Annotated in this window: 15 protein-coding genes and 1 pseudogene; 11 read left to right on the top strand and 5 right to left on the bottom strand. The window is 68.9% G+C overall.

Annotated features, from left to right (window positions below):
• Window positions 1–57 precede the first annotated feature (57 nt).
• The 11 genes and pseudogenes from BEN78_10275 to BEN78_10225 all read left to right on the top strand — a co-directional run bounded on the left by BEN78_10275 (window position 58) and on the right by BEN78_10225 (window position 10,093).
• Window positions 58–645: a hypothetical protein gene (locus BEN78_10275; GenBank protein ID ASR43699.1), complete on the top strand. Its 588-nt coding sequence runs from the start codon at window positions 58–60 to the stop codon at window positions 643–645.
• 7 nt (window positions 646–652) lie between these two features.
• The gene (locus BEN78_10270) at window positions 653–1,204 is read left to right on the top strand and encodes an ATP:cob(I)alamin adenosyltransferase (protein ID ASR43698.1); all 552 of its coding nucleotides are present in this window, start codon (window positions 653–655) and stop codon (window positions 1,202–1,204) included.
• A 40-nt stretch (window positions 1,205–1,244) separates the two neighbouring features.
• Complete coding sequence (locus tag BEN78_10265; protein ASR45068.1) at window positions 1,245–2,156, top strand: acetoin utilization protein; 912 nt, start codon at window positions 1,245–1,247, stop codon at window positions 2,154–2,156.
• A gap of 150 nt (window positions 2,157–2,306) precedes the next feature.
• Window positions 2,307–4,739 (top strand): organic solvent tolerance protein, encoded by a 2,433-nt coding sequence (locus BEN78_10260; protein ASR45069.1) that lies wholly within the window; start codon window positions 2,307–2,309, stop codon window positions 4,737–4,739.
• Window positions 4,736–6,055 (top strand): molecular chaperone SurA, encoded by a 1,320-nt coding sequence (locus tag BEN78_10255; protein ID ASR43697.1) that lies wholly within the window; start codon window positions 4,736–4,738, stop codon window positions 6,053–6,055. Before BEN78_10260 ends, BEN78_10255 begins: the two co-directional genes overlap by 4 nt.
• Before the next feature lie 3 nt (window positions 6,056–6,058).
• Entirely contained in the window at window positions 6,059–7,039 is a 981-nt protein-coding gene (locus BEN78_10250) for a 4-hydroxythreonine-4-phosphate dehydrogenase PdxA (protein ASR43696.1), read from the top strand.
• The gene (locus BEN78_10245; GenBank protein ID ASR43695.1) at window positions 7,036–7,383 is read left to right on the top strand and encodes a tRNA-binding protein; all 348 of its coding nucleotides are present in this window, start codon (window positions 7,036–7,038) and stop codon (window positions 7,381–7,383) included. Before BEN78_10250 ends, BEN78_10245 begins: the two co-directional genes overlap by 4 nt.
• Before the next feature lie 28 nt (window positions 7,384–7,411).
• Window positions 7,412–8,221, top strand: coding sequence for a 16S rRNA (adenine(1518)-N(6)/adenine(1519)-N(6))-dimethyltransferase (locus tag BEN78_10240; GenBank protein ASR43694.1), 810 nt, complete (start codon window positions 7,412–7,414; stop codon window positions 8,219–8,221).
• A 38-nt stretch (window positions 8,222–8,259) separates the two neighbouring features.
• The gene (locus BEN78_10235; protein ASR43693.1) at window positions 8,260–8,643 is read left to right on the top strand and encodes a Co2+/Mg2+ efflux protein ApaG; all 384 of its coding nucleotides are present in this window, start codon (window positions 8,260–8,262) and stop codon (window positions 8,641–8,643) included.
• Window positions 8,643–9,476 (top strand): annotated as a pseudogene (locus BEN78_10230) (bis(5'-nucleosyl)-tetraphosphatase (symmetrical)). The gene BEN78_10235 and the pseudogene BEN78_10230 overlap by 1 nt, the downstream one beginning before the upstream one ends.
• On the top strand, window positions 9,476–10,093 hold the full coding sequence (locus tag BEN78_10225; protein ID ASR43692.1) for a DUF1287 domain-containing protein: 618 nt from the start codon (window positions 9,476–9,478) through the stop codon (window positions 10,091–10,093). The pseudogene BEN78_10230 and the gene BEN78_10225 overlap by 1 nt, the downstream one beginning before the upstream one ends.
• Here the strand turns inward: BEN78_10225 and BEN78_10220 are convergent.
• The 5 genes from BEN78_10220 to BEN78_10200 are packed head-to-tail and all read right to left on the bottom strand — an operon-like array spanning window position 10,078 to window position 13,524.
• Window positions 10,078–10,623: a diacylglycerol kinase gene (locus BEN78_10220; GenBank protein ASR45067.1), complete on the bottom strand. Its 546-nt coding sequence runs from the start codon at window positions 10,621–10,623 to the stop codon at window positions 10,078–10,080. The two genes, BEN78_10225 and BEN78_10220, sit on opposite strands and share 16 nt — an antisense overlap.
• The gene (locus BEN78_10215; GenBank protein ASR45066.1) at window positions 10,620–11,414 is read right to left on the bottom strand and encodes a thymidylate synthase; all 795 of its coding nucleotides are present in this window, start codon (window positions 11,412–11,414) and stop codon (window positions 10,620–10,622) included. Before BEN78_10215 ends, BEN78_10220 begins: the two co-directional genes overlap by 4 nt.
• Window positions 11,415–11,416: 2 nt before the next feature.
• Window positions 11,417–12,307, bottom strand: a complete 891-nt coding sequence (locus BEN78_10210; protein ID ASR43691.1) for a prolipoprotein diacylglyceryl transferase — start codon at window positions 12,305–12,307, stop codon at window positions 11,417–11,419.
• A 4-nt stretch (window positions 12,308–12,311) separates the two neighbouring features.
• A complete protein-coding gene (locus tag BEN78_10205) occupies window positions 12,312–13,091 on the bottom strand; it encodes a hypothetical protein (GenBank protein ASR43690.1) in 780 nt (259 codons plus the stop codon).
• 52 nt (window positions 13,092–13,143) lie between these two features.
• Complete coding sequence (locus BEN78_10200) at window positions 13,144–13,524, bottom strand: diacylglycerol kinase (GenBank protein ID ASR43689.1); 381 nt, start codon at window positions 13,522–13,524, stop codon at window positions 13,144–13,146.
• Window positions 13,525–13,557: the final 33 nt, after the last annotated feature.

Here is a 13,557-nt window from a genome sequence, read left to right as displayed (position 1 = left end):
CCTGACCGACGCTCCGATAGAATGACCGTCTCATCCGTCTCCGCCGGGAGTCGCAGCATGTCCGCCACCGCCCGTCGCGCCACGATCCTCGCCTCGCTGGCCCTGCTGATGGCTGCCACCCGCGTGCACCATTTTGCAGCGGTCCCCGATGCCTCCTGGGCGGTGTTCTTCCTCGGCGGCCTCTACTTGCGGCCTTGGACGCGTCTGGCATTTCCGGCACTGATGGTCCTGGCGGTGGCGATCGATGCCCTCGTCATCCAGGCCCAGGGCCTGTCGTTCTGGCAGCACTACTGCGTATCGCCGGCCTACTGGTGCCTGATCCCGGCGCATTTTTCGCTGTGGATGGGTGGGGCCTGGCTACGCCGATACCGCGGTGGACGTGCGGCTGTGGCGCTGGCCAGGCTCGCAGCCGCGCTGATCGTGTCGGTCGCGCTCTGCCACCTGGTAGCGCAGGGCAGCTTCTACTGGATCAGCGACAGCATCATGGCGCCGACCTTGGCCGGCTGGTGGAAGAACTACACCGACTGGTTGCCGGCCTACCTGTGGACGACAGCCCTCTATGTCGGTGCCGCGGTCATGGCCCACCTGGTGCTGGCGCGCGTCGCGCCGCGGTTCGCGACGGCCCGCGCGCTGGGCGCCGACTGAGTACGCGATGGGCCATCGCCTCTCCAGGATCTACACCCGCACCGGCGACGACGGCTCGACCGGCCTGGGTGACGGCAGCCGGACCGGCAAGGACGCGCTGCGGGTGGCGGCCTACGGCACTGTCGACGAGGCGAACTCGGCCCTCGGCCTGCTGCTCGCCACGCCGCTGCCCGAGGACGTGCGCACGCTGCTGACCGCGCTCCAGCACCGGCTGTTCGACCTGGGCGGCGAGTTGTGCATCCCCGGCCACGCTGCGATCGAGGATGCGGACGTGGCGGACCTAGAGGCGCAGTTGGACCAGCACAACGCCGCGTTGCCGCCGCTGCGCGACTTCATCCTGCCCGGCGGCGGCGAGGCCGCGGCGCGCTGCCATCTCGTCCGCACCATCGTGCGCCGCGCCGAGCGCGAGGCTGTCGCGCTGTCGCGCGTGGAGACGGTCCGGCCGCAGGCACTGCGCTATCTCAACCGCCTGTCTGACCTGCTGTTCGTGCTGGCCCGGGTGATCGCCCGGGGCGACGGCCACGGCGAGGTGCTGTGGCAACCCCGGCGGCGCGCCTGACATGCACCACCCGATCGGCTTCGGCGGCGACGACCGGCAGGTGCCGGTGTTCTCACATGCCGCGTGCCTGGACCACGACACTGGCCCCGACCACGCCGAGCGGCCGCAGCGGCTGGTCGCGGTGATCGAAGCACTGCGGGCCGCGTTCCCCGACCTCGATCTGCGCCAGGCCCCGGCCGCCACCCGCGGACAATTGCTGCGGGTGCACGACGAAACCCTGCTGCAGACCGTGCTCGAATCGCAGCCGACCGGACGCATTCCGCTCGACGCCGACACCGTGCTCTCGCCCGGCTCGGCCCAGGCCGCGCTGTATGCCGCGGGCGCCGGTGTCGCCGCGGTCGATCTGGTCTGCAACGGCGAGTTGCGCCGGGCCTTCTGCGCCGTACGCCCGCCCGGTCATCACGCCACCACCGACATCGCGATGGGCTTTTGCCTGTTCAACAACATCGCCGTCGCCGCGGCCCATGCGCTGGAGCGCTACGGGCTGATGCGGGTGTCGATCGTTGATTTCGACGTGCACCATGGCAACGGCACCCAGGCGATCTTCGAGCAGGAGCCGCGGGTGCAGTACCTGAGCTCACACCAGTTGCCGCTGTTTCCCGACACCGGCCTGCGCCGCGAGCGCGGGGTCGGTAATATCGTCAATATCCCGCTGGCGCCGGGCACTGGCAGCGCCCGCTTCTGCGAGGCCTGGCGGGAGCGGATCCTGCCCGAGATCGACGCGTTCGCCCCGCAGCTGGTGCTGGTGTCGGCCGGCTTCGATGCCCATCGCCTCGACCCGCTGGCCCAACTCGAGCTTGAGGCCGAGGACTTCGCCTGGCTGACCCGCGAGCTGGTCGTGCTGGCCGACCGCCACGCCGAAGGGCGCCTGGTGTCGATGCTCGAGGGCGGCTACGACCTGCAGGCGCTGCGCGAATGCGCCGTCGCTCACCTTCAGGCACTGGCCAGCTGAGCGCCGGGCCGCGCCTGCGGACGTGAACGGAAGGCCGAGGGGCTGCATTGCCGCTGCACAAGGGATGCGGCATGCTGGCGCCCGTTTTGGCCGAACGGATCGACCGTGCGCCCCGCCCTCCGCCTGCTGCCCCTTCCGTTCTGCATCGCGCTGTCGCTCACGGCCCAGGCCGACGACCTGCCACGCCCCAACTACTGGGCGCTGTGCCCGGTCGAGGATGCCGTCCCGGCCTTCGCCGACGCCCAGGCACCGGTGGGCTCGGTCGAGGATCGCGAAAGTCAGCCGACCGATATCGACGGCGACGCCTTCGAAGGGGTCACCGGCGAGAGCAGCAGCTTCTCGGGCAATGTGACGCTGCGGCGTGGCGACCAGTTCCTGGGGACAGACGACCTCGACTATTCCGAGGAAGATGGCACGTTCGTGGCCGATGGCAACGTGCGCTACCAGGACGCCGGCATGCGGGTGGTCGCCGACAAGCTGCAGGGCGACACCATTGCCGAGGCCTATCGCATGGACAACGTGCGCTACCAGCTCACGGCCCGGCGCGGCAACGGCGGCGCCGACCACATCCGCATGGAGGGTGCCCAGGGCGCATTGTTGGGCTCGACCTACTCGACCTGCCCGCCGAGCGACCGCTGGTGGGAACTCAAGGCCCGGCAGATCGACGTCGACACCGACCTGGGCATGGGCACAGCCCGCAGCGCGACCCTGCGCGTGGGCAAGGTGCCGGTGCTGTACGTGCCCTGGTTCCGCTTCCCGATCGATGAGCGCCGTATCTCCGGCCTGCTCTATCCACGGATCTCGCAGTCCAGCCGTAACGGCTTCGACTACTCGCAGCCGATCTACCTCAACCTGGCGCCGAACTACGACATGACGCTCGAGCCGCGCTGGATGAGCAAGCGCGGCCTGCAGTTGGGCACCGAATTCCGGTTCATGACCGACGCCACCCGCGGCGTGCTCGACGTGGCCTATCTGCCGTCCGACAAGCTCGCCAGCCGCGAGCGCGAACTCGAGCAGATCCAGGTGCCGATCGCCGAGAACCGCCGCAAGAACGACCGCGGCTTCCTGGCCTTCAGCGGCTCGGCCGATCTCAATCCGACCTGGCAGGCGCGCGCGAACCTGACCTGGATGAGCGACCCGCGGTATCTGGAGGACTCCAGCAACAACGTCGACGGCATCTCGTCGATCAGCGGCGTCAGCCAGCTCGGCGTCTTCGGCCAGGGCAGATCAGGCCCGCAGGGCTACTGGAATGCTGGCGTGCTGGCCGACTACCAGTTGCTGACCGACTACACGCTGCCCGAGTCGATCCTGCCCTACAACCGGCTGCCGCACGCCTACTTCACCTGGGAACGGCCGTACGGGCGCTGGTTCACCGCGGGCGTCAACGCCACCGCGACCCGGTTCTCGCACGTCGACGATGTCGCCAAGCCCGGCGGCAGCCGGGTCGACCTCAAGCCCTACATCTCGATGCCGCTCGAGGGCCCGAGCTGGTTCCTGCGCCCCACTCTCGCCTGGCGGCATACCGCCTACGGGCTGGACCGGGAGCTGGCCGACTCGATCGCCGACCAGCGCGCGCGCGGGGCGCTAGGCCTCAACGCCAACGAACCGATTCCCGCCGAGTTGCAAGGCCCATACCAGGCGGCCTTCGGCCAACTGCGCGACACCGCGCCCAGCCGCAGCCAGCCGATCACCTCGCTCGATGCCGGGCTGTTCTTCGACCGCAACACCCGGTTCCGCGGCGAGGACTACCTGCACACGCTCGAGCCGCGGATCTACTACCTGCACTCGCCCTATCGCGACCAGTCGGCGCTGCCGCTGTTCGACACCAGCCCGCTGACCTTCGGCTGGGGCCAGCTGTTCCGCGACAACCGCTACTCGGGTGCCGACCGCCAGGCCGACGCCAACCAGGTGACGCTGGCAGTGAGCACGCGCCTGATCCGCGAGTCCGACGGCCGCGAGAAGCTCAGCGCGAGCCTGGGCCAGATCGTCTACCTGGACGATTCGCGGGTGACAGTCGGCAACGAAACCCAGATCGAGCGCGGACGCTCGGCCTGGGTCGCCGACTCGACGTACGCGATCAACGACCGCTGGACGATCAGCGCCGGCTACCAGTGGGACCCGAAGTTCCGCCGAGAGGACCTGGCCAGTGTCCGCACCCGGTATCTGATCGGCGACGACGGCATCGTCAACTTCGCCTACCGCCGCCGCAGCAACCTCATCGAGCAGGCCGACCTGTCATTCCTGTATCCGATCAACCCGACCTGGAGCCTGGTCGGGCGCTACTACTACTCGCTCGCCGACAACCAGTTGCTCGAAGCGGTGGCTGGCGTGCAGTGGGACAGTTGCTGCCTGGCCGCTCGCGTGGTCGGCCGGCGCTACCTGCGCAACCGCCAGGGTGATCTGAACAACGCCATCATGTTCGAGATCGAACTCAAGGGCCTGGGGTCGGCCGGCCCCGACACGGAGGGCCGTCTGCGCCGTGCTATTCTCGGCTACTACCGTGACGACCTCTATCTCGTGCCGCCGTCGGAGCTGCGCAACAGCGACGACGATGAATCCATCACTCCCGGCCTGAGCCAATGAAGACACTGATCCGTTCCCTCGCGGCCGCCATCGTGCTGTGCGCCGCCGCCGCGCATGCCCAGACCCTGCAACCGCTCGACCGCATCGCTGCGGTCGTGGACGAGGACGTGATCCTCGCCAGCGAACTCGAGCGTGCGGTGAACAACATCCGTACCCAGTACGCGACCCGCCAGGACCAGTTGCCGCCGCAGGATATCCTCGAGCGCCAAGTGCTCGAGCGGCTGATCACGCTGCGCCTGCAGACCGCGCGTGCCCAGCAGACGGGCGTTCGCGTGAGCGACGAAGAAGTCGACCAGGCGATCGCGGCGATCGCGCAGCAGAACAACTTCTCGATGGACCAGTTGCGTCGTCAGCTGGCTGGCGACGGCATGTCGTTCGACGACTTCCGTGCCTCGCTGCGCGACGAACTGCTGATCCAGCGCATGCGCCAGCGCTTCGCACAGACCCGCATCTCGGTCAGCGATGCCGAGGTCGATGCCGCCCTGTCGGCGCAGGCCACCGGCGCTCAGTACCGCCTGGCGCACATCCTCGTCGCGCTGCCCGAGGGCGCCACGCCCGAGCAGATCCAGACCGGTCAGCAGAAGATCGATGGCATCAAGGGCCTGATCGACCGTGGCGAGATGGAATTCTCGGCCGCGGCGGTGCGCTACTCCGACAGCCCGAACGCACTGGAAGGCGGCGACCTGGGCTGGCGCCGGACCGACGAGATCCCGGCCGCGTTCGCGACCTCGGTCACCTCGCTGCAGCCGGGCCAGGTCATCGGCCCGATCCGCGGCCCCAGCGGCTTCCAGCTGCTGCAGTTGGTGGACGTGCGCGACGCGAGCCAGAACGGCGGCGCCGGCACGGTCACCGAGTACCAGGCCCGTCACATCCTGATCCGTGCCCAGGGCGACGACGACAGCGCCGCCAAGGCGCGTGCCGATTCGCTGCGCGCACGCATCGTGGGTGGCGCCGACTTCGCGCAGATCGCCCGCGACAGTTCCGAGGACAATGCCACCAAGGCCAACGGCGGCGACCTGGGCTGGTTCACGCAGGACGAGTTCGGCCCGGACTTCGGCGGCCAGGTTGCCGCGCTCGGCAACGGCGATGTCTCCCAGCCGTTCCGCACGCAGGCCGGCTGGCACATCGTCCAGCGCATGGCCAGCCGCCAGTCGGCCGGCAACGACAACAACAGGCGTGCGCAGGCGCGCGAGGCCATCGGCCAGCGCAAGCTCGAGGACGAGTGGGATCGCTACGTGCGTGAGATGCGCGGCGAGGCCTATGTCAGCGTCCGCATCGGCCCCAACCCCGATCCTGAGATCGGCGGCGGCGGCTGAGCGATGACCCGGCCCAGGCTGGCGCTGGTGCCGGGCGAGCCGGCCGGCGTCGGCCCGGAGCTGTGCGTGCGCGCCGCCTGGCGCGCCTGTGAGGCCGACCTGGTCGCGATCGGCGATCGTGAGGCCTTGCGTCGGGCCGCCGACGCGATCGCGCTGCCGATCGCCTTCGCCGATGCCCAAGCACCGCAGGTGCCCCCCGGTACGCTGCGCCTGATCGAGCTCCCGCATGCGCATGTCCCCGCGTTCGGCACGCCCGACCCGCGCAACGCGCGCAGCATTCTCGATGCGCTCCTGCACGCTGCCGCCGGTTGCCGCGAAGGCCGCTTCGACGGCCTGGTGACCGGCCCTGTGCACAAGGCCGCGATCAATGCCGGCGGCGTGCCCTATACCGGCACAACCGAACTGCTGGCCGACGACGCCGGCTGCGATGTCGTGATGATGCTCGCCAACCCGCAACTGCGCGTGGCGCTCGCGACCACCCATCTGCCGCTGCGCGCCGTCCCCGATGCCATCACCGCGCCCGTGCTCGAGCGCGTGTTGCACATCCTCGACACCGCATTGCGTCGCGACTTCGGGCTGCAGGCGCCGCGGATCGTGGTGCTGGGCCTCAATCCCCATGCCGGTGAAGACGGCCATCTGGGCTTCGAGGAGCGCGACATCATCGCCCCGGTGCTGGCGCGGCTGCGTGCCGAGGGGCTCGCCCTCGATGGCCCGCTGCCGGCCGATACTGCGTTTCTGCCGACGCGTCTGGCCGATGTCGATGCGGTGCTGGCGATGTACCACGACCAGGGCCTGCCGGTGCTCAAGCACAGCGGTTTCGAATCGGCGGTCAACCTGACCCTGGGCCTGCCGTATCCCCGCGTCGCGGTGGACCACGGCACCGCGCTCGCGCTCGCCGGCAGCGGCCGCGCCGACCCGTCGAGCCTGTTCTGTGCGATCGACCAATGCGCCGCGCTCGCTCGCCATCGCCGGGCCGTGGCATGAGCGCCGGCGCGCCGATCGGCTGGGACGATTTCCTGCGCATCGACCTGCGCGTGGGCCGCGTGGTGTCCGCCGAGGCGTTTCCCAAGGCGCGGCGCCCGGCCTATGTGCTGCAGGTCGACTTCGGTCCCGAGATCGGCGTGCGCAAGTCCAGCGCGCAGATCACCGACCACTACGCACCCGAGGCCCTGGTCGGCCGGCTGGTCGTGGGTGTGGTGAACTTCCCCCCAAAACAGATCGGCCCGCTGATGTCGGAGTGCCTGATTACCGGCTTCCACGACACCGAGGGCAAGGTCCGGCTGTGCGTGCCCGACGGCGACATCGCGCCCGGCACCCGGCTGCTGTGACCTCTCTTCTTTTTCTGCGACCCGCCCCATGATCCGATCCTCCGCCGCCTCTGGCAGCTTCACCGAACCGCCGAAGAAATCGCTCGGCCAGAACTTCCTGCACGAGCGCGGTGTCGTCGACAAGATCGTGCTGGCGATCGACCCCAAGCCCGGCGACCGCCTGGTCGAGATCGGGCCCGGCCAGGGCGCGATGACGTTCCCGTTGCTCGACCGCCACGGCAGCCTGACGGCGATCGAGTTCGACCGCGACCTGTTGACGCCACTGACCGCGCAGGCGGCCGCGCACGGTGCGTTGACTCTGGTGCATGCCAATGTGCTCGATGTCGATCTGACCGCGCTCGCAGACGGCACGCCGATCCGGCTGGTCGGCAACCTGCCCTACAACCTGTCCTCGCCGATCCTGTTCCACGCGCTGGCGCATGCGGCCGCGATCGTGGACATGCACTTCATGCTGCAGAAGGAAGTCGTCGAGCGCATGGCCGCAGGCCCTGGCAGCAAGGTCTACGGACGGTTGAGCGTGATGCTGCAGGCCTACTGCGACGTCACTGCGCTGTTCGTCGTTGGACCAGGCGCGTTCCGCCCGCCGCCGAAGGTCGACTCGGCGGTCGTGCGGCTGGTGCCGCGTGCGCCCGAGCGCATCGGCATCATCGACCCCAAGCGCTTCGCCGATATTGTCCGCGCCGCATTCGGCCAGCGCCGCAAAACCCTGCGCAACGCACTGGGCGGCACGATGGACGCCGAAGCGATCACGGCAGCCGGCATCGATCCCCAGCAACGCGCCGAGCAGCTGTCGGTGGCCGATTTCGTGCGTCTGGCCAACCATACGGCCACGCCATAGTCGAAGCATTCATTGCCGCCCGCTACACTGAGCGCGCCATGGACGAGACTGCCGACTACACCCTCGAAATCCAGATCGCGACGCGCTTCCTCGACGAGGAATCGACGCCCGACGACGATCGCTACGTGTTCGCCTACACCATTCGTATCCGCAATGTCGGCCGGTTGCCGGCCCAGCTCGTCTCGCGCCACTGGATCATCACCGACGCCAATGGCCGCGTCGAGGAAGTGCATGGCGACGGCGTCGTCGGCGAACAGCCGCGGCTCGAGCCCGGCGAGGCCTTCACTTACACCTCCGGCGCGGTGCTGTCGACGGCGGTCGGGACGATGGAGGGCAGCTACGACATGGTCGGCGACGACGGCGCGCACTTCGACGCCCCGATTCCGCCGTTCACGCTGTCGGTTCCGCGTACCCTGCACTGATGGCGATCTGGGCGATCGGCGACCTGCAGGGTTGCTACGGTGCGACCGCGCGATTGCTCGAGGCGATCCGCTTCGATCCGGCCGTCGACCGGCTGTGGTTCTGCGGCGACCTGGTCAATCGCGGCGGCGAGTCGGTCGAGACGCTGCGGCTGGTGCATTCGCTGCGCGAGAACGTCGTCAGTGTGCTGGGCAACCACGATCTGTCGCTGCTGGCGATCGCCGAGCGTCGCGAAGAAGACCAGCGCAAGGTCAATCCGGATCTGCGCGGCGTGCTGTTTGCGCACGACCGCGATGTGCTGCTCGACTGGCTGCGCGCCTGTCCGCTGTTGCACGTGGACCGCACGCTGGGCTGGATGATGCTGCACGCCGGTCTTGCGCCGCGCTGGACTACCCAGTTGGCCGAGAAGCACGCCGCCGAGATCGAACGCAAGCTGCGCAGCCCTGGCTATCGCAAGCTGCTGCGTAACATGTACGGCGATCGCCCCGCATGGTCGCCGAACCTGACCGGGCCCGACCGCGATCGCGCGATCATCAATATCTTCACCCGCATGCGCTATTGCGCGCCCAAGGGCCGCATCGCGTTCGAGGAGAAGGGCGCCCCCGGCACCCAGCAACCGGGGCTCTATCCCTGGTACGAGGTCCCGGGCCGTGCCGAGCGCGACCTGAAGATCGTCTGCGGCCACTGGTCGACGCTGGGCCTGTTCATCGGCCACGGCATCCACGCGCTCGACACTGGCGCGGTCTGGGGCGGCAAGCTGACCGCGCTGCAGCTCGACGCCGAGACCCTGCGCATCGTGCAGGTGCCCGGACGCGACGTACCGCCGCCGGCCAGATGAACCGGCGTCCGCGCCTGCAGCCCCGGCTGGCAGCGCTCGTGCTGATCGGCCTGGTACTGTCGGCGAGCGCGATCGCGCATCCGCTGGCAGACGCCGCCCGGCGTCAGGTCGGCGTCACCGTCCGCTACGATCCGGCCTACGTCCGCCTGGACTATCCCGGCGGCGACGTGCCGGCCGATCGCGGCGTCTGTACCGATGTCGTGGTGCGCGCACTGCGCACGCAGGGGATCGACCTGCAACAGCGCATCCACCAGGACAAACGCGCCCATCCGCAGGCTTACCCTCGCCAGTGGCGGCTTCTGGCCGCCGACCCGCACATCGACCATCGACGCGTGCCCAACCAGACGACCTGGTTCACGCGCCAGGGCTGGTCGCGTCCCGTCGTGCAAGCCCGCGGCGATTACCGAGCGGGCGACATCGTCGCCTGGCGCCTGGACAACGGCCTGCTGCACATCGGCATCGTGTCCGACCGCAAGGCCGACGACCGTACGCCGCTGGTGCTGCACAACATCGCCCGCGGCACGCGCGAGGAGAACGTCTTGTTGCGCTGGCGCATCATCGGCCATTACCGACCGGCGCTCGTGCCGGAGTCGGCCGCTCAGGCGCGGCGGTAATCGACGAACACGAACGCGTGCGCGTGGCGCGCGTCGGCAGCGTGCGCCTGCCGCGCGGTCTCGATCCAGTCGCCGGCGTCGAAGGCCGGAAACCAGGCGTCGGCACCGTCAGCCTCGGTATCGACGCAGGTCAGCGCCAGGTGTGTAGCGCGTGCCAGCGTCAGCGCGTAGACCTCGCCGCCGCCGATCACGCACAGCGCCTGGGCGCCATCGCCCGCGGCCAGCGCGAGCGCCGCATCGAGCGACGCGACCGCTTCCATCCCGTCGAATGGCACGCGGCCCGAGCGCGTCAGCACCAGATTGCGGCGACCGGGCAGCGCGCGGCCGATCGACTCGGCGGTGCGTCGCCCCATCAGCACCGGCTGGCCCAGCGTCAGTGCCTTGAAGCGCTTCAGATCGTCGGGCAGATGCCACAGCAGCGCATTGCCGCCGCCGATCGCGCGATTGCGATCGAGCGCTGCGATCAACACGATCCGCGGCGCACCGCGTTCGCCGACACGGTCCCCCGCGGCCGACTGCCGCGCCGTCATACCGCGACCGGCGCCTTGATCGCCGGCCACGGGTCGTAACCGTCGAAGGCAATGTCGTCGTAGCCGAATGCGAACAGGTCGGTCACGTCCGGATTCAAGCGCAGCCGCGGCAGCGAGCGCGGCGTGCGCGTGAGTTGCTCGCGGGCCTGCTCGAAGTGATTGGCGTACAGGTGCGCGTCGCCGAGCGTGTGCACGAAATCGCCGACGCCCAGGCCGGTGGCCTGCGCGACCATGTGCGTGAGCAACGCGTAGCTGGCGATGTTGAACGGCACGCCGAGGAAAATGTCGCCGCTGCGCTGGTAGAGCTGGCAGCTCAGGCGGCCGTCGACCACGTAGAACTGGAACATCGTGTGGCAGGGCATCAGCGCCATCTGCGGCAGATCGGCGACATTCCAGGCGCTGACGATCAGCCGGCGCGAATCGGGGTTGCGCACGATCTCGTCGACGACCCAGCGGATCTGATCGATCTCGCGACCGTCGCTGCCGGTCCAGCGTCGCCACTGCTTACCGTAGACCGGCCCCAGTTCGCCGTCGGCATCGGCCCACTCGTCCCAGATGCCGACCTTGTGGGCCTTGAGATACCCGATGTTGGTCTCGCCCTTCAGGAACCACAGCAGCTCATGGACGATCGAGCGCAGATGCAGCTTCTTGGTCGTGACCAGCGGAAAGCCGTCGGCCAGATCGAAGCGCATCTGCCAGCCGAACACGCTGCGCGTGCCGGTGCCGGTGCGGTCGGCCTTGTCGCTGCCGTGCTCGAGCACATGGCGCAGCAGATCCAGGTACTGGCGCATGCTCAGCCCGCCTGCACGGGCGTGGCCGGCTGCAGCACCGGCGCGCTGCGCGAACGCCACAGCAGGAACAGGCCCAGCGCGACCAGCGGCAGCGACAGCAATTGGCCCTGGGTGACCCAGCCGAACGCCAGATAGCCGATGTTGGCATCGGGCACGCGCACGAACTCGACCAGGATCCGGAACACGCCGTAGAGCAGCGCGAACATCCCCGAGACCGCGTAGCGCGCACGCGGCTTGCGTGAGAACAGCCACAGGATGACGAACATCGCCAGTCCCTCCAGGCACGCCTGGTAGAGCTGCGATGGGTGGCGTGCGAACTGATCCAGCGCGCCGGTCGCGAACTCGGCCTGCAGGCGCTCGGCCGACCAGCCGGCGAACGCCGGATCGGTCGGAAACACCACGCCCCAGCCAGCCTGGGTGTACTTGCCCCACAGTTCGGCACCAATGTAGTTGCCCAGCCGGCCGAAGCCCAGGCCCGGCGGCACCAGCGGGGCCACGAAATCCATCACGTCGAAGAAGTGCAGGCGCTGGCGCCGCGCCCACCACCAAGCCGCCACCAGCACCCCGAGCAGGCCGCCGTGGAAGCTCATGCCGCCGTCCCAGACCTTGAACAGCATCAACGGGTCGGCCATCAGCTCGCCCGGCGTGTAGAACAGCACGTAGCCGATGCGGCCACCGAGGATCACGCCGAGGATGCCGTTGAACAGCAGATCGCCGAAGCGCTCGACATCGACGCCGGGCAGGCGGCCGGCACGGATGCGCAGCCGCCCCAGCCACCAGGCCATGCCGAAGCCCAGCAGGTACATGACGCCGTACCAGTGGACCGACGGATGGAACGGGCCGATCTGCGGCAGTTGCAGCGCGATCGGATCGATCTGGTGAAGGATGATCATCGAATCAGCGCGGCAGCGGATGCGTGGGCTCGTCGACCGGCGGCGTCACTTCGCCGCGATTGCGCATCGCATTGCGCTTGGCCCACAGGTTGAGCATCTCGACGAACGCCGAGAACCCCATCGAGCCGTAGATGTAGCCCTTGGGAATGTGCAGGCCGAACCCGTCGAGCAGTAGATAGACACCGATCAATACGATGAAGGCCAGCGCCAGCATCTTGACCGTCGGGTTGGCGTCGATGAATTTGCCCAGCGGCTGCGCGGCCAGCAGCATGACGGTCACCGCCAGCAGGATCGCGCAGACCATCACCGGCACGTACTCGCCGGCCATGCCGACTGCGGCGATCACCGAGTCGAGCGAGAACACGATGTCGATGACCGCGATCTGCGCGATCACCGCACCGAACGACGCCGTCGCCTTGCCGACGCTGCCATGGGCTTCGGGATCCTCGCCCTTGAGCTGCTCGCGGATCTCCATCGCGCCCTTCACGATCAGGAACAGGCCGCCGAGGATCAGGATCAGGTCGCGCACCGAGATGCCGCGGCCGAACAGCTCGAACAACGGATCGGTCAACCGCGCCAGCCAGGCCAGCGTCAGCAGCAGGCCGATGCGCGTGATGCAGGCCACGGCGATACCGAACTTGCGCGCGAACTCGCGCTTCTCGACAGGCAGCTTGCCGACCGCGATCGAGATGAAGACCAGGTTGTCGATGCCGAGCACGATCTCGATCGCACTGAGCGTGATCAGCAGGATCCAGACCTGGGGGTCGGTCAGCAGTTCCATCATGGGGAGGGCTTCCTCGTTTGGGGTCCAGCCACCGCGGGGCTCGCGGCGGCGTCTACAGCCAGCGCGGCAGCAGGATCAGCGTCCATACCGCCACCACATTGATCATCGTCACGAACACTGCGGCCGATCCCATATCCTTGGCCCGCCCGGCGAGCTCGTGATGCTCGGCGCCGTAACGCTCGATCACCGCCTCGATCGCCGAATTCAACAACTCCACCGCCAGCACCAGCAGGCAGCTGCCCAGCAGCAGCGCCCGCTCCACGCCCGTCGCGCCCAGCCACAAGGCCAGCGGCGCGAGCACCACCAGCAGGCAGACCTCGAGCCGGAACGACGACTCGTGCAACCAGGCGGCGCGCAGGCCCTGGCAGGACCACACCGTGGCCTTGAGCATCCGTACCGGCCCGCGCGGCCAATGTCCGGTCTCGTCGGCCATCGCTCACGCCCGCGCCCGATGGGTCATCGCCGA

The organism is Xanthomonas citri pv. mangiferaeindicae (assembly GCA_002240395.1).
Classification (GTDB): Bacteria; Pseudomonadota; Gammaproteobacteria; order Xanthomonadales; family Xanthomonadaceae; genus Luteimonas; species Luteimonas citri_A.
The sequence above is the reverse complement of the archived record's forward strand: the minus strand, read 5'-3'. Positions and strand labels throughout refer to the sequence as shown.